The sequence below is a fragment of the Aquisalinus luteolus genome (assembly GCF_009712425.2).
Taxonomy (GTDB): Bacteria; Pseudomonadota; Alphaproteobacteria; order Caulobacterales; family Parvularculaceae; genus Aquisalinus; species Aquisalinus luteolus.
The window spans coordinates 1,231,477-1,247,043 of sequence record NZ_VCJR02000001.1; the positions used below are offsets into that span (position 1 = coordinate 1,231,477).

A 15,567-nucleotide genomic window follows, 5' to 3' on the forward strand; every position below is an offset into this window, starting at 1 on the left:
CCGCGGGTATGAGTATGCGCACTTATCTGGATTTTGAAAAACCGATCGCCGAACTGGAAAGCCGTATTGAAGACCTGCGCGGCATGGAGAAAAGCGCGGACGTCAATGTGAATGACGAGATCTCGCGGCTCGAGGTCAAGGCGCAGAAACTGCTTTCTGACACCTATTCCAACCTGACGCGGTGGCAGAAGACCTCCGTCGCTCGCCACGCCCAGCGCCCGCATTTCTGCGACTATATCGAGGGGCTGACCGAGGATTTCACGCCGCTTGCCGGCGACCGGTCATTCGGTGAGGATGAGGCGATTGTCGGCGGCCCGGCCCGTTTTCGGGGGCGTTCCGTGATGTTTATCGGCCATGAGAAGGGGCGCGATACCGAGAGCCGGCTGAAGCACAACTTTGGCTCCGCACGCCCCGAAGGCTATCGCAAGGCGATCCGCCTGATGGAAATGGCAGAGCGCTTTCACATGCCGGTCGTCAGCCTTGTCGACACGGCGGGCGCCTATCCCGGCCTTGGCGCGGAAGAGCGCGGCCAGGCAGAGGCCATCGCTACCTGCACCGAGAAATGCCTTGGGCTTGGCTCGCCGTTGATTTCCGTCATTGTGGGCGAGGGCGGCTCCGGCGGGGCCGTGGCCATTGCCGCCGGCAACCGCGTCATGATGCTGGAACATTCGATCTATTCGGTGATTTCGCCGGAAGGCTGCGCCTCGATCCTTTGGCGCGATGCCCAGGCACGGGGCGACAACAAGGCGCCGGATGCCGCAGAAGCGATGAAAATCGCCGCCTCCGATTTGCTGGAACTCGGTGTTATCGACCAGATCATTTCCGAACCGCTGGGCGGTGCCCATCGTGATGTGAAGGCGACCATCGAGCGCCTCGGCGATGCGGTGGAGCATGCAATCCATGATCTGGAAGACCTGTCGCCGGAAGAGCTGCGCAAGCAGCGCCGTGAGAAATTCCTCAATATCGGTCGTGTCGGTCTCGCTTAGCCCCAACTAACAGGTTCAGGTTAGACAAGCCTGCCTTGTCGGGCGTTCTTCAGGTAATCTGTCAGGAAATTCTCCGCTGACGAGGCCTGATGGCCTTTTGAGCGCAGGTTTTCGTGCCGGTACCGATCACTGAAAAACACATTGAAACAGTCACTTGGCTTTCGCTGTTGCGGCGGTGCGCGCGCTTCGCATCATCATGTGATAAAGGCTGACATTGCCTCGGCGCTTGCACCTTCAGCCGGGCAGTCCTAAGACCCATGAGGAAGGAATCGATTATGGCAAAGGCATTCATTTTCCCCGGACAGGGGTCCCAGTCGGTTGGTATGGGCAAGGATCTTGCTGACAGCTTTTCGGTCGCAAAGCATGTGTTCGAGGAAGTTGATGAGGCCCTTGGCCAGAAACTCTCCCGGATCATGTGGGAAGGTCCCGCCGACGAGTTGACGCTCACCGCCAATACCCAGCCCGCCCTGATGGCCCATTCCATTGCCGTGTTCCGGGTGCTGCAGAGCGAAGCGGACCTCGAGATCGAGGATGCCGCCTGCGTTGCCGGGCACTCCCTTGGTGAATATTCTGCCCTGTGCGCTGCTGACGCGCTCAGCCTTGCCGATACAGCGCGCCTCCTGCGAATCCGGGGCGAGGCGATGCAAGCTGCCGTACCGGTTGGCGAAGGCGCCATGGCCGCTGTCTTGGGCTTGAGCCTTGACGATGTAGAGGGCGTACTCGCCGGGCTGGCGTCAGACGGTGTCTGCGAAATCGCCAACGACAACGCACCGGGCCAGGTCGTCATTTCCGGTCAAAAGCCTGCAGTCGAGGCCGCTGCCGACGCATTGAAGGCGAAAGGGGCCAAGCGCGTCCTGCCGCTACCTGTCTCCGCGCCATTTCATTCCACGTTGATGGCTCCCGCCGCCGAGCGTATGGCAGAGGCTCTCCAGAATGCTGACATCAAGGCGCCGGCCATCCCCGTCATCGCCAATGTCACGACCGAGCCGACTGTCGATGCGGACGCCATCCGCGAGCTACTGGTCAAACAGGTTACGGGCCGCGTACGCTGGACCGAGAGCGTTACCCGCATGCGCAGCGAGGGCGTCGACCAGTTTATCGAGATCGGCACTGGCAAGGTGCTGGCGGGTCTCGTCAAGCGAATCGCCAGCGACGCGGACGCTATTTCCATCGGCGGACCGGACGATATCGAGAAATACAAGTCACTTTAAGAGCTTGAGGAAGGCGCTATAAATGTTTGATCTGACTGGAAAAACAGCTCTGGTTACAGGTGCTACGGGAGGCATTGGTGGCTCCATTGCCAAGGCGCTTCACGCTCAAGGCGCGACCATCGCCATCTCCGGCACGCGAGCCGAAAAGCTTGAAGGACTGGAAAAGGAGCTTGGTGAGCGTGTGCATGTGCTGCCTTGCAACCTTTCTGACCTTGAAGCCGTCGATGCGTTGCCGGGACAGGCGAGCGAGGCGATGGGCTCGCTCGATATCATGGTGTCGAACGCTGGTGTCACCCGCGACCAGCTGTTCATGCGCATGAAGGAAGAGGAGTGGGACGATGTCCTGCGCATCAACCTGACGGCTTATCACCGCTTGGCCAAGGCCTGCCTGCGCGGTATGGCCAAGAAGCGATTCGGCCGAATCATCGGCATCACCTCGGTCGTTGGCGTCATGGGCAATGCCGGCCAGGCCAATTACGCTGCCTCCAAGGCGGGCATGATCGGCATGTCGAAATCGCTGGCACAGGAGATGGCGACCCGCGGGATCACCGTGAACTGCGTCGCCCCGGGCTTTATCGCCACCGCGATGACCGATGCGCTGAATGACCAGCAAAAAGAAGCCATTTACGGCAAGATTCCAGCCGGCAAGATGGGCTCACCAGAGGATATTGCTTCCGCCGTCGTCTATCTGTCGTCGGAGGAAGCAGGCTACGTTACCGGCCAGACCATTCACGTTAATGGCGGTATGGTAATGATCTAGTGCATTTTGTTTCGGTTGCTTTCGAAAACAATTTGCCCTATCGCGCAATTGTCGGTTACGAACTGCAGGAACAGTCCGGGCGTTAATAGAATAAACCGCTGGGTGTCCGGCAGTGTGATACTCAAAAGAAGGAGCAAAGAATGTCCGATATCGCTGAACGCGTTAAGAAGATCACCGTTGAACACCTTGATGTCGACGCTGCAAAGGTCGAGCCCAAGGCGAGCTTCATCGACGATCTGGGCGCAGACAGCCTCGATATTGTCGAGCTGGTCATGGCGTTTGAAGAAGAATTCGATATTGAAATTCCGGACGATGCCGCCGAAACGATCCAGACCGTCGGCGACGCCATTGCTTATATTGAAAAGAACAACGCTTAAGGTCGCCACCGACCGATGAGAGTTCGAAAGCCATCATGACCTCCCGCCACAGGGACATTCATGGTGGCTTTTTCTTTGCGGGCGCACCGGTTTAAGGTGACGCAGCCGCGCCGGTCCTGTTTATTGGCCGGAAACAAGCCGGAGGATTTATGCTGAGACGTGTCGTGGTCACTGGTCTGGGGCTGGTTACCCCGCTGGGTTCAGGGGTAAAAGGCAAGGGCATCGATGGTGTCTGGCAGCGGATCCTCAATGGCGAGGCCGGTGCCAACCGGATCGAGAAATTCGACGTCTCCGACCTGCCGTGCAAGATCGCAGCGGAAATCCCGCAGGCCAATGGCAATGGCGGCGGTGAAGCCGATGCCGGCGAGTTGACTTTCAACCCCGATGACTGGGTCGACGCGAAGGAGCGCCGTCGAATCGACGATTTCATCGTCTATGGTCTCGCGGCGACCGACATGGCGCTGGAAGATGCAGGGATCGAGCTGAAGACCGATGCCGAGAAGGAACGCGCCGGTGCCATGATCGGCTCGGGTATCGGGGGGCTCAACCTGATCGAGAGCACCACGATTGCGTTGCATGAGAAAGGCCCGCGCCGTGTCTCCCCGTTCTTTATTCCGGGCAGCCTGATCAACCTCGTCTCCGGCCAGGTCTCCATCCGCCATGGGCTCAAAGGTCCGAATCATTCTGTCGTCACGGCCTGCGCCACGGGCGTGCACGCCATTGGCGATGCGGCCCGGCTGATCCAGTTCGGCGATGCTGACATCATGGTCGCGGGCGGTGCCGAAGCGCCGGTCTGCCGCCTCGGCATTGCCGGGTTCACCGCCTGCAAGGCGCTGACGACCGGTTTCAACGACACGCCCAAGAAAGCCTCGCGCCCCTATGATCGCGACCGCGACGGCTTCCTGATGGGCGAGGGCTCAGGCATTGTCATTCTCGAAGAGTACGAGCATGCAAAGGCACGCGGCGCCAAGATCTATGGCGAGATCGTCGGCTACGGCCTGTCCGGCGATGCCTATCACATCACCGCGCCAGCGGAGAATGGCGACGGCGGTTACCGCGCCATGAAGATGGCGCTGGAGCGGGCCGGCATGACCACGTCTGATATCGATTACGTCAACGCCCATGGCACCTCGACACCAAAAGGCGATGAGATCGAGCTGCGCGCCGTCGAGCGCCTGTTCGCCGATGATGCCGATGGCCTCGTCATGTCCTCGACCAAATCCGCCACGGGCCACCTGCTTGGTGCGGCCGGTGCGATCGAGGCGATCTTCTCGATCCTCGCCATGCGCGACAATGTCGCCCCGCCGACGATCAACCTGGACAATCCGTCTGTCGATACGCCGATCAACCTTGCCGCCAATGCCAAGGTCGAGAAGGAAATCAATGCCGTCCTGTCAAACTCCTTTGGCTTTGGCGGTACGAACGCATCTGTTATCTTCCGCAGGGTGTGAGTCGTTTAACGCGGGGGCAACGCGCCAGGGACATGACCGGAAAACCGAATTCAGTGAAACGCCGACAGGCCCAGCGGGGCGGGGCCATCGGCGCGGCCATCCGCACCATATTCATCCTGGCGCTGATCGCGATCGCGGCTATCGCGGCCTTGGCCTATTACATCCAGAAGGAAATTTCCTCTGACGGGCCGCTTGCCGACGATAGCGTCATCTGGGTCAAGCCGGGCATGGGCGTGACGGACATCGCAGCGATGCTGGTCGAGGAAGGCGCTATCAAGCGCGAGGAGTACTTCCTTATAGCCACTAAGGTGCGTTCGGCCGATACGCGCCTGCGCGCCGGTGAGTTCGAGATCCCCGCGGGCGCGAGCGTGCTCGACATCGTCGACACTATCGTCTCCGGCAAGATTTACATGCACCTGATCACCTTTCCGGAAGGTCTGACAACCAACATGATCATGGCACTGATCAACGGCAATGATGTGCTGGAGGGCGAGGTCACCCTGGCGCCCGCCGAGGGCGACCTGTTGCCGGAAACCTATGCCTTTCCTCGCGGCGACACGCGCGACGAACTCATCCAGCGGATGATGGATGCCCATGACGAAGTGCTCGATCTCCTCTGGGAGACGAGGGCAGAAGACCTGCCCTTCGAGACCAAGGAAGAAGCGGTGATCCTTGCCTCAATCGTCGAGAAGGAAACCGCCGTAGCGGCAGAGCGCCCGTTGGTCGCGTCCGTTTTCGTCAACCGCCTGAGGCGCGGCATGCGGCTGGAATCCGACCCGACCATCATCTATGGCCTGACCGGCGGTGAACCGCTTGGCCGTGGTATCCGCCAGTCGGAACTGCGTGGCGAGACACCCTACAACACCTATGTCATTCGCGGCTTGCCGCCGACGCCGATTGCCAATCCGGGCCGAGCGTCTATCGCTGCGGTGCTGAACCCGGCTGACACGGATTATATCTTTTTCGTTGCCGATGGGACGGGCGGGCACGCCTTTGCCTCGACCCTCGCCGAACACAATGCCAATGTCGCGAAATGGCGGCGGATCGAGCGGGAACGCGCCAATGCCCAATAAGAACAGCCTGAACAGCATGACCGGCTTTGCCCGTGTCGATGGCGCGCACCAGCAGGGTGAGCAGTCCTGGCGCTGGGTGTGGGAATGCCGCAGCCTCAATAATCGCGGTCTCGACGTGAAGCTGCGCTTGCCATCCATGCTGGATTTCCTCGAGGCTGACTTGCGGGCGCTGGTGCCGACACTGATCAACCGTGGCTCGGTCATGCTGAACCTTCAGTTGCAGTCCGACCAGCCGGAGGCGCGCCCTCGCCTGGACGAGGATGCCCTCGCTGCAATTATCGAAGCGGCGGAAAAGGTCAGCAATCTGACCGATTGCGCACCGCCAACTGCCGATGGCTTGCTGGCGCTGAAAGGCGTGCTCGTCACCGAGGAAAAGACTCTCGGCGACGATGACGCTGCCGCCCTTGGCGTCGAGATCACGACGAGCTTCCAGGCGGCACTGGAAGCGCTGGTCGCGGCGCGGGGCGAAGAAGGCGCCCGGCTCGCCGAAGTGCTCGACGGCCATGTCGGCACGATTGAAACGCTGACCGCGCAGGCCGCAGACATTGCAGGCCAGAGCACCGAGACGATCCGCCAGCGTCTGAAAGACCAGCTGAAGGATTTGCAGGCGGACAATTTGCCTGAGGAGCGGCTGGCGCAGGAAATCGCCCTGCTGGCCGTCAAGGCCGATGTGCGCGAGGAACTGGATCGATTGAAGTCTCATATCACGTCGGCTCGCCAGCTCATGAGCCAGGGTGGGCCGATCGGGCGCAAGTTCGATTTCCTCGTGCAAGAGTTCAACCGCGAGGCCAACACGCTGTGTTCCAAGGCCCAGACCATCGAGCTGAAACAGGTCGGCCTCGAACTGAAAACCGTCATCGACCAGATGCGCGAACAGATCCAGAATGTCGAGTAAATGAAAAGTCCTGCCGTCAATCGCATCCCCCGCCGGGGGCTCATGTTCGTCGTTTCCAGCCCGTCAGGGGCCGGCAAGACGACGCTGTGCAACCGGCTGCTGCAGGCAGATCCGGACTTGTCGCTGTCGGTTTCGGCAACGACACGCAAGCCACGACCGGGCGAGACTGACGGTGTCGACTATCATTTCATCGACGAGGACAAATTCCTCAGCATGCGCAAGGATGGCGCGTTCCTGGAATCAGCCAAGGTATTCGACAACTACTACGGCACGCCGAAGGCGCAAGTCGAGGAGGCGTTATCCTCCGGCAAGGATGTGCTGTTCGACATCGACTGGCAGGGCGCCCAGCAGCTCGGCGAGATCGCTCGTGACGATCTCGTCAAGGTGTTCATCCTGCCGCCATCGCGTGACGAGCTTGAGCGGCGCCTGCACAAGCGCGCGCAGGACTCCGCCGAGGTCGTTGCCGCACGGATGGCCAAGGCCGACAGCGAAATCTCTCACTGGGCGGAATATGATTATGTCGTGCTGAACTACGAGCTCGATGAATCCGAGGCCCTTCTGCAGTCGATCCTTGTCGCAGAGCGATTGAAACGCACCCGCCAGATCGGACTGGGCGCCAAGGTCAAGGCAATTATCGAGGGTGAGGACTAGGGTCCGGCCGTCTCAGACCAGTTCGCAGAGCTTCACGTAACCTCTGACCGGCACGTCCTCCGCTCGACGCGTTGACGGAATACCCGCTTCCTCCAGCTTCGCCTCGACGTCACTGCCAAAGATCGCCTTCAGCGATGAGCGCAGCATCTTGCGGCGCTGGGAAAATGCGGCAGCGGTGATCTTTTCCAGCACCAGCGGATCGACTGAAATGTCCGGGTTCGGCGTAAAGTTGAGGACGATCGAATCGATCTTCGGCGGCGGGGTGAAGGCGCGGGCGGGCAGCACGAAACCCTTTTCCGGTTTCGACATCGCCTGCGAGATGACCGACAGTCGGCCATAGGTCTTCGACCCCGGCTGTGCGAGGATGCGGTCGCCGACTTCCTTCTGGAACATCAGCGTCATCGACGTCCACCAGCGGGGGCTCGCCTTCAGCCATTTGATCAACAACTCGGTGGAGATATTATAGGGCAGGTTTGAGGCGAGGCGCACCGTGCCGCGCACGCCGTTCAGCGCGAGCAGGGCCGGCTCGTCGGCGGCCAGCGCATCATCCTCTATCAACAGCAGCTTGCCGGCATAATGGGGTTTCAATTCTTCCAGCGCGCCGATGCAGCGCCGGTCGCGCTCTATGGCGATCATGTCGGCGCCGGTTTCGAGCAGCGCCCGTGTCAGTCCACCGGGTCCGGGACCGATCTCGACAACCGTCTCGCTTTGAGAGAGACCGCTAAGCCTGGCGATCTTTCGGGTGATGTTCAGATCGAGCAGGAAGTGCTGGCCAAGCGCCTTTTTCGCGCCAAGCTCGTGCTGTTCGATGACGTCACGCAAGGGCGGCAGGGCCGAACCCGGATACTCGCTCACGAGGTACCTCCGCCGTCAGGCCTACTGGTCAATGCGGCATCATAGGCCTGCCGCCGGGCAGCCATCAGGTTCGCCATGCGGATCGAGGCGATCAGGCTGTCGGGCCGGGCAATGTTTCGCCCGGCGATGTCGAGGCCGGTGCCATGGTCCGGCGACGTACGGATGATCGGTAGTCCGAGTGTGATGTTGGACGCCGAGTGAAATGCGATCGTCTTTACCGGGATCAGGCCTTGATCGTGATACATGGTGATCGCGGCGTGATACTGGGCCCGCGCTTCCTCGTGGAACATCGTGTCTGCAGGCAGGGGGCCGAAGGCGTCTACGCCATGCTGGCGCAGCCAGGCAATGGCCGGGGCGATGACATGATCGTCTTCCAGCCCGAGCGCGCCGCCTTCGCCCGCATGGGGGTTCAGCCCGCTGACGGCAAGTCGTGGCTTTGACACGCCGAAATCACGCACCAGCGACTGCGCCACGACAATGGCGACATCGGCGATGCGCTGCGTCGTCAGCTCCTCGGGTACTTTCGCCAAAGGTGTGTGCACCGTAATAGGTGCCACACGCAGCGTATCACCAGCCAGCAGCATGACCGGACCGCGTACGAGACCCTGGCCTGGCAGGGCGACATCCTTTGTCAGCTCGCCAAGATATTCCGTATGCCCTGGAAAGGAAAAGCCGCTGTCGATCAGGGTCTTCTTCTGTATCGGGTTGGTGACAAGGCCTGCCACCTTACCCTCCAGTGCCAGTTCCACCGCCTGCCTTATCGACGTGATCACCGCCTGCGCCGTGGACGTGTCGGGCTTGCCGAAGACAGTGGCTGTGTCTGCGGGCAGGGGCTCCATGTCCAGTGGCAGGACCGGCAGGGTTTTCCTGAAGGCGTCGTCGGCCTCAGCCGGGTCACCGATCGTGGATATGCGGATTGGCGAGCCAAGCTGGCGCAACGCCTTTGCCACGCGGACCGGATCGTCGACCAGGAAGAAATGGTGCGATCCGGGTGTGTAGCTGGTGGCGAAGTGGTGCCATGCCTTCAGCGTGATTTCGAGGCCAATGCCTGCCGGCTCGCCCATGGTAAGGGCGAGGGGTAGGGGCTTGCCTGCCGTGTCTTTTTCCAAAAGTATGCGCCTTCAACCGTTTGGCCTTAGCCGTTCTGGTTCTGGGCCCCCTCATTGCCGAGCAGGATCTGCACAGACGAATCCCGTTCGACATCGCGAAGATAGCGCCTGCCGATCAGCTCGAGTTCCTGTGCGAACAGTCGGTCTTCGATCTGGGCACGGGACGGCAGGCCGAGACCGTCATCCTTGGCACACAGCATGATGGCGTGCCAGGAATCGCCAGAGCGGATCGGCTCTGTCACTTCATTGCGGTCCAGCTGTTCTACCGGTGCCCGGAAGGGTTCCTGCATCCGGCTGGCCGGGATCATCGGCAACAGTTCAAAATCGATGCCCTTGCCCAGATCCATGCTGAGCGCATCGCCGGCACAGATATTGGTCTGGGGAAGTTTGGCGGAGACCTCAGCCACTTCCTCGCGGCTCATACTGGCCGGGGCGCTGACATAGCCAACTTCGTAGGATTTCACGCCCTGCTGTGCCGCTTCGCGGGTTTCGCGCACGGCGAGGATGCGGACCGTGCCATCAAGGGCGATGGGGCGAGAGACATTGCCTGCATCCATCTGGCGCACCACATTGCCCAGCTCCGGTTCCATCTCGCCGGCCCTCAGCCAGCCGAGATCGCCGCCATTGGCAGCAGAGGAGCAGACCGAAAACTGGCGGGCCATCGCCTCGAACGGCGTTCCCTGCTGCATCTGCTGGATGATTTGCATACCGGCCTGTTCGATCTGGGCCGTTGTGAAATTCTCGCGCACCGGCAGGCAGATTTCGGAAACGAGATATTGCTCGTCCTGGCTTTCCTCGCGAAGACGGGTCATGACGGCGTCGATTTCAGAATCGGAAATGCGTACGCGGCTTGAATACCGCCCGGCAACCAGCTGCTGCCATACCAGCCGGGTGCGGATCTGACGGCGCAGCGTGTCGATGGAGATGCCGACCGCGTTCAGCTCCTGCTCAAGTTGCTGGACGGAATTGCCGGAGTTCGCGGCGATGGCAGCCAGTTCCTGCTCGACTTCACCCGGATCAACATCGAAATCGATGGACTCGGCCTCTGCCAGTTTCAGTTGTTCCTCGATAAGGTCCTGCAGCGCCTTGGCCTGAACCTGAGCCATTGCCGATTCGGGAATGCGGCCGCCTGATGTCAGCGCGATCAGCTGGATGCGCTGGCGCAGGTCGAAGGTCGAAATGACATTGTCGTTAACAACGGCAGCCACTGATTCCAGCGCCTGGATCTGCGGTTGCTGCTGGGCTTGTTGGCTCTCGTTCTGTGCCATGGCAGGCAGCGACAGGCCCGCGCACATCAGTGCCAGCGCACTCGCCGCACCGCTGAACAGACCGGATTTCTTCAACTGCGAACTCTTGATCATGAAACAAACAGACCCTTTCATCTCCCGCCCTTTTGGCTCGAGACGATAACGTTATATCGGCATTTCACAAGCTAAATTGCCGTATGCTTCGTGTAAACATGCCTTCTGACATCATCGCTGTTAACCAAGGCATCAATATGGCCTGATCGTGGATCAGTTGCTGATGCCGAGCAGTTCAACCTTGATCGAGATCGATTTGTCGAAGTCGAATCCGAGATCCCGACGCGGATCGTTGCGATAGGCCAGGATAATGCGTGTGCACTCGTCCGAATAGATAAGGGCCAGCTGTTCCCTGGTGTTCTCATCGGCCGTGATATCGCGGATCGCGCTCGCCGATACTGCCCATTGATCCGTAACATTGTAGGTCAGGGCTGCGTTCACGAACTCTTCTTCCTGGTTCAGGCCGGTAAGGTCAGGTTGCTGCACCTTCAGATAGCTCGCCGAGCCGCTGAAACGCCAATAGGCACCGCTCAACTGAGTTTCGGCGCGGCGAACCGTGCCGTCATCCTTGTCGAGACGGAACGAGTTATCCAGGTTGATGTAGTTTTTCCACGATACCCCGAAGGAGCCGACGATATCGGACTGGGTGTCGCCGAGGCCCGTCTGCAGCCCGTAAGCCGAATAGACCGAGCTTTCCTCGCTACGGAATTGCTGGCCGATTTCCCCGTTGACGGACAGGCCATTATTGAAAACGGCGGCAGCAGACAGGCCGATATTGGCGCGTTGGCCGTCTTCCCAGATATCATAGCCGGCCGACTTGTTCTCGGTGAACAGCGTTGTCGTATCGAACTCGTAATACTGGCTGTCCTCGTTGAGGATTTCATCGATATAGTCAGCCTCCGGGCTGGCGATCAGCTGGACCCGCGGCTCGATGATATAAGTTGCATTGCTTGTCTGCTTGGCGAGCGGGTAGGACCACTCGACGCCAGCTGTCGGCAGGAATCGCCCGACGGTCGTGCCATCCTCGTCCTCGGGGATCGGAAATGTATCGATGCACTGCTGATAGGCGGCAAGACTCAGATTGGTCATGTTGCAGACTTCATTGCCCGCTTCCAGGTCCTGATAATTGTGGATATCGCCCCGCAACTCGCCAAAGACCCTGAACAGGTGACCGTTTGACGTGGTAAAGCGGCGCTCCCAATCTGCCGACACATTGGTCATGTAGGAATCGAGGCCGTTCTCGCGGTAAAGCGACAGGAACTGGCCACTCAGGGTCGTTTGCCCGCCGATCCCCGGCGTATCGAAAACACCGTCATACCGGATACGAGGCAGGCCCTGGGCTGCATATGAGTTATCCTCGTTGTTGCGCAGGGACTGGAAAGCCAGCCCCTCAACGGCAAACAGGGAGGTATCCGTACGTCGCTGCAGCTTGAACTCGCTGTTCAGGCGGTCGGGCCTAAAAAGCTCGGCATCCTTTGCCAGCTCGCCGCGCCTGCTGATATCATAGGTCCGTAAATAGCGTTTGTCCGAGACATAGCTGGCATCATAGCTGGCACGCCAGTTTTCGGCATAATTCTGATAGCCCTTGCCGAAGAAGTGGAAACGGGTGCCCGGTGTGTTGCCGGATGCGCGCCCGGAGATGAAATACTCGCTGTCCTCGTTCGCGTTGATGATGCCGGCCTGCATCGTCGTGCCGCCGCGCCAGTTATTGATGCGGTATTCGCCCTGCAGAAGGACACCCTGATCCTCCATGAATTTCGGCGAGAAGGTGAAGTCCTGATAATCAGATATCGCCCAATAATATGGAATCTCCAGATAGGCACCCTGCGTGGTCGTGGAGCCGAAGGATGGGGCCAGCAGGCCGCTCTGGCGTTTGACCGACGGATCGGGGATCTGCATGTAGGGCGTATACAGAATGGGTACGCCTTTGACCTCGAAAAAGGCATTGCGGAAGCGGATGACCTGCTCTTCCTTATCCTGAACGACCTTCAGCGCCTTTACCTGCCATGACGGGGTCTTGGGTGATCCGTCTTCCTTACAGACATCGCAGCCGGTGTAGACGGCACGATTGAGGATGTTGCGCTGGTCGCCTTCCTTGACCAGCGTCGCACTGGCAAGCCGCGAATCATCTTCCAGCAGCGCGGAGAAGTTATTCACCACGCCATCGGCCATGTCGCCGGTCAGCACGAGATCATCGGCAAAATAGGTCTGGCCGTCCGCCTCGGTGATGGCGACGTTGCCAATGGCCGTGACGATATCCGTCGCCGGGTCATAGACGATACGATCAGAGGTGATGAAGCGCTCGCCGTAATAGGCCTTTACGTTACCCTCGGCGATGACGGGGCTGTCCGTGCTCTGGCGCGTGACGATGTCCGCCTCGAACACGACACGTTCCTCTTCCCCGGAGGGGGCAAGCTGGGCATGGGAAACCGCCGTGATGGCCATGCCACCAGCCAGTCCCGCCAGTAACGCTTTACGTGAAATCTGCAACAGTGATCCCCCTCTGCGCCCTTTCACAAGGCCTGTAGAAAAAGCCATACTCTTAGCCCCAAACTTATAATGCATCGCAGCAACAGTCCAATTTATTACGCGGTATCAGCCGTCTTCCGTGTTGAACAGGAAAGTCAGCGCCAGCAGCCCTGCTATGAAAACGGGTGCCCAGGCGGCGAGAACAACCGGAACCAGCCGCGCTTCGGCTGTAGCATTGGAAATCTCGGCGGAGATGAATAGCAGGAAGCCCGCCGCAATGCCCCACAGAACGAGCCTGACCGTGCCTCCGGAGCGAACCGGCTTCATGGAAAAAGACGCGGCGATGAGCACCATCGCCAGCAGCTTTATCGGCAGCGCCAGCAGGTCATGATAGCGCAATTCGTATTTCACCGTCGGCAGGCCGGCATCGCGGGCGAGCTCGATAAACCGCGGCAGCGCCCAGATGGACATGGTCTCGGGCTTGGCGATGTCTTCTCGCAGGTCGTCGATCGAGAACTGCGATTCGACGATCTGGGTCTCGCGCACCTGCCGGTCCTGCCCCTCGAGGGTGCGCAGGCGCGCATCGTTCAGAACGTAACGCTTGTCCTGGATTTCGGCTGTTTCTGCATCCCAGCGCTCAAGGAAGACCCCCTCGAGGGTCTGCTTCCACAGAACGACATCGCGCAGCAAATTGTTGTCTGCATCATAGCTGGACGCATGCAGGATCAGCGTCTGGTCATCATTGCGCTGGCGCAACCAGATGCCGCCATTCAGTTCACGGATCAGGTTCGCGCTCTTGCCGCGAATCTCGTTCTTGATCGTTTCTGCCTGGCTGGACATGCGCGATGCAGCAGGGTCGGCAAAGGTCAGCACGGCGATGCCGGTCACGATCGCCAGGATCGCCGATGGCAGGATAATGCCCCAGATGGAAAGGCCTGCGGAGCGCATCACCGCGACTTCAGAGCGCTTGTTGAGCTGGTAGAAAGCCCACATCGATCCGAACAGGAAAATGAAGGGCATGGTCGTCAGCACCAGTTTCGGCGCACGCAACAGGGTCAGCTGGGCGGCAAAGCCGATGCCGGCATTCTGGATTCTCTCGACCTCACGCAGGCTCTCGATCATGTCTATCAGGATGGTCATGGAGGCGAGGATGATCAGCAGGCCGAGAACACCGGTCAGCGTGCGCAGGCTGAGATAGCGGTAGAGCGTAAATCTGGGCATCAGTTCGCTCTCCTCAGGTAGATCCTGTTGGTCAGGTTGCGCTTCGAGGTGCGCAGACCGAAACGGGGCAGGCCGACAAGAATCGCCAGGCAGATGATGCTGCCGCCGATCGGCAGCACATATTGTACGATATTCATGACCGGTGCGCTTGCGGCCGCGTTCTCGAGAGTGAACCCGATGACACGTAGGAAAATGGCAATGCCAGACGCATAGAGGATGCGCCGCGAATAGCCGTTCCGGTTGAACGGGCCCTTGATCAGCGCCAGCATGGCGATGAGCACGAAGAGGATATTATAGAACGGGCTGGACAGCCTTGCATGCCCTTCGGCCTTCAGGACGCCTTCCTCCTGGATGTCGTAGGGAACGCTCATGTCCGGATATAGCAGTTCGGAAATGTATCGCTCCGTGGGCTCACGATAGCCGGGCCCGCCGGACTGCTGATACTGGGTCAGGTCGACGGCGGTTTCCGTGAAGCCGGTGACATTGACCTTGCCGCTGTTGTCGGGCGTCTGGAAATTGCCGCGTGCCAGATGCAGGCGCGGCCCGAAAACGGTGTTCCGGTACAGGCCAGCCTCAGCCATATAGGTGGTCGGGCGATTCGGGTTGCGCTCGTCATAGATCAGCATGCCGAGATATTGCCCGCCGGGGCGCACTTCCTCCGCATAGACCATCAGGCCATCGACGACGGTGGTGAATTCACCGGCGCGGATCAGGGATTTGGCTATGTCGCTGCGAACGCTCTGGACCGTATCCTTCAGCACACGATAGCTGCGCGGCATCAGGTCGAGATTGAGGTAGAAGCTGAACGCCGTGCCGAGAGCGGCGAGGGCGAGGAGGGGGCGGGCGACGCGAAAGGTACTCGCGCCGGAAGCCGACATCACCGCCATCTCGCTGTCGCCCTTCAGCCGGTTGAGAATGAAGAGCGCTGCCGCGAAAAGGGTGAAGGGCGTGATCACCGCAAGCAGGTTGGGGATGATCAGAACCGTTACCTTGAGAAAGGCGCTAAGCGTGCCGCCATCCTCGACCATCAGGTCGACGCGTTGCAGGATCTGTGTCAGCCACACGATCGCGGTCACGCACAGGGTGATCAGCATCAATGGCTTGATACTCTGCGAAAAGAGATATCGGTCGAGTTGTGACACGAGTGTTCCTTAAGAGCCGTTATGCGGACAGATGACGCACATAACGCCTATCCCCTCCTGTTCGCT

At 59.9% G+C, this 15,567-nt stretch carries 14 protein-coding genes; 8 read left to right on the plus strand and 6 right to left on the minus strand.

The window, feature by feature from the left end; translation table 11 throughout:
* Positions 1-14 precede the first annotated feature (14 nt).
* The 8 genes from FF098_RS05755 to gmk all read left to right on the plus strand — a co-directional run bounded on the left by FF098_RS05755 (position 15) and on the right by gmk (position 7,404).
* Positions 15-986, plus strand: a complete 972-nt coding sequence (locus tag FF098_RS05755; protein WP_155138328.1) for an acetyl-CoA carboxylase carboxyltransferase subunit alpha — start codon at positions 15-17, stop codon at positions 984-986.
* A 275-nt stretch (positions 987-1,261) separates the two neighbouring features.
* On the plus strand, positions 1,262-2,197 hold the full coding sequence (gene fabD / locus FF098_RS05760) for an ACP S-malonyltransferase (protein ID WP_155138330.1): 936 nt from the start codon (positions 1,262-1,264) through the stop codon (positions 2,195-2,197).
* 22 nt (positions 2,198-2,219) lie between these two features.
* Positions 2,220-2,957, plus strand: a complete 738-nt coding sequence (gene fabG / locus FF098_RS05765) for a 3-oxoacyl-[acyl-carrier-protein] reductase (protein WP_155138332.1) — start codon at positions 2,220-2,222, stop codon at positions 2,955-2,957.
* A gap of 140 nt (positions 2,958-3,097) precedes the next feature.
* The gene (locus FF098_RS05770) at positions 3,098-3,334 is read left to right on the plus strand and encodes an acyl carrier protein (protein WP_155138334.1); all 237 of its coding nucleotides are present in this window, start codon (positions 3,098-3,100) and stop codon (positions 3,332-3,334) included.
* Positions 3,335-3,486: 152 nt separating this feature from the next.
* Positions 3,487-4,785 (plus strand): beta-ketoacyl-ACP synthase II, encoded by a 1,299-nt coding sequence (fabF, locus tag FF098_RS05775; RefSeq protein ID WP_166426419.1) that lies wholly within the window; start codon positions 3,487-3,489, stop codon positions 4,783-4,785.
* A gap of 53 nt (positions 4,786-4,838) precedes the next feature.
* Positions 4,839-5,858 carry an endolytic transglycosylase MltG gene (mltG, locus tag FF098_RS05780; RefSeq protein ID WP_229714517.1) on the plus strand — a complete coding sequence of 340 codons (1,020 nt, stop codon included), beginning with the start codon at positions 4,839-4,841 and terminating at the stop codon, positions 5,856-5,858.
* Positions 5,848-6,753 carry a YicC/YloC family endoribonuclease gene (locus FF098_RS05785; protein WP_155138340.1) on the plus strand — a complete coding sequence of 302 codons (906 nt, stop codon included), beginning with the start codon at positions 5,848-5,850 and terminating at the stop codon, positions 6,751-6,753. Before mltG ends, FF098_RS05785 begins: the two co-directional genes overlap by 11 nt.
* Positions 6,754-7,404 (plus strand): guanylate kinase, encoded by a 651-nt coding sequence (gmk, locus tag FF098_RS05790; protein WP_155138342.1) that lies wholly within the window; start codon positions 6,754-6,756, stop codon positions 7,402-7,404. It begins immediately after the preceding gene.
* A 12-nt stretch (positions 7,405-7,416) separates the two neighbouring features.
* Here gmk and rsmA read toward each other — a convergent pair whose 3' ends face one another.
* The 6 genes from rsmA to FF098_RS05820 all read right to left on the minus strand — a co-directional run bounded on the left by rsmA (position 7,417) and on the right by FF098_RS05820 (position 15,501).
* Positions 7,417-8,259, minus strand: a complete 843-nt coding sequence (rsmA, locus tag FF098_RS05795; RefSeq protein ID WP_229714518.1) for a 16S rRNA (adenine(1518)-N(6)/adenine(1519)-N(6))-dimethyltransferase RsmA — start codon at positions 8,257-8,259, stop codon at positions 7,417-7,419.
* Positions 8,256-9,368, minus strand: coding sequence for a 4-hydroxythreonine-4-phosphate dehydrogenase PdxA (pdxA, locus tag FF098_RS05800; RefSeq protein ID WP_229714519.1), 1,113 nt, complete (start codon positions 9,366-9,368; stop codon positions 8,256-8,258). The genes rsmA and pdxA overlap by 4 nt, the downstream gene beginning before the upstream one ends.
* 26 nt (positions 9,369-9,394) lie before the next feature.
* Positions 9,395-10,729, minus strand: a complete 1,335-nt coding sequence (locus FF098_RS05805) for a peptidylprolyl isomerase (RefSeq protein WP_166426348.1) — start codon at positions 10,727-10,729, stop codon at positions 9,395-9,397.
* A gap of 153 nt (positions 10,730-10,882) precedes the next feature.
* A complete protein-coding gene (locus FF098_RS05810) occupies positions 10,883-13,159 on the minus strand; it encodes an LPS-assembly protein LptD (protein WP_166426349.1) in 2,277 nt (758 codons plus the stop codon).
* 105 nt (positions 13,160-13,264) lie between these two features.
* Positions 13,265-14,359, minus strand: coding sequence for an LPS export ABC transporter permease LptG (gene lptG, locus FF098_RS05815; RefSeq protein WP_155138349.1), 1,095 nt, complete (start codon positions 14,357-14,359; stop codon positions 13,265-13,267).
* A complete protein-coding gene (locus FF098_RS05820; RefSeq protein WP_155138352.1) occupies positions 14,359-15,501 on the minus strand; it encodes an LptF/LptG family permease in 1,143 nt (380 codons plus the stop codon). Before FF098_RS05820 ends, lptG begins: the two co-directional genes overlap by 1 nt.
* Between the last annotated feature and the right edge of the window lie 66 nt (positions 15,502-15,567).

What these genes read in the sequence shown, in the direction of transcription:
- FF098_RS05755 (WP_155138328.1), top strand. Translation starts at nt 15, where the DNA reads ATGCGCACTTATCTGGATTTTGAAAAACCGATCGCCGAACTGGAAAGC.
- fabD (WP_155138330.1), top strand. Translation starts at nt 1,262, where the DNA reads ATGGCAAAGGCATTCATTTTCCCCGGACAGGGGTCCCAGTCGGTTGGT.
- fabG (WP_155138332.1), top strand. Translation starts at nt 2,220, where the DNA reads ATGTTTGATCTGACTGGAAAAACAGCTCTGGTTACAGGTGCTACGGGA.
- FF098_RS05770 (WP_155138334.1), top strand. Translation starts at nt 3,098, where the DNA reads ATGTCCGATATCGCTGAACGCGTTAAGAAGATCACCGTTGAACACCTT.
- FF098_RS05785 (WP_155138340.1), top strand. Translation starts at nt 5,848, where the DNA reads ATGCCCAATAAGAACAGCCTGAACAGCATGACCGGCTTTGCCCGTGTC.
- gmk (WP_155138342.1), top strand. Translation starts at nt 6,754, where the DNA reads ATGAAAAGTCCTGCCGTCAATCGCATCCCCCGCCGGGGGCTCATGTTC.
- FF098_RS05805 (WP_166426348.1), bottom strand. Translation starts at nt 10,729, where the DNA reads ATGATCAAGAGTTCGCAGTTGAAGAAATCCGGTCTGTTCAGCGGTGCG.
- lptG (WP_155138349.1), bottom strand. Translation starts at nt 14,359, where the DNA reads ATGCCCAGATTTACGCTCTACCGCTATCTCAGCCTGCGCACGCTGACC.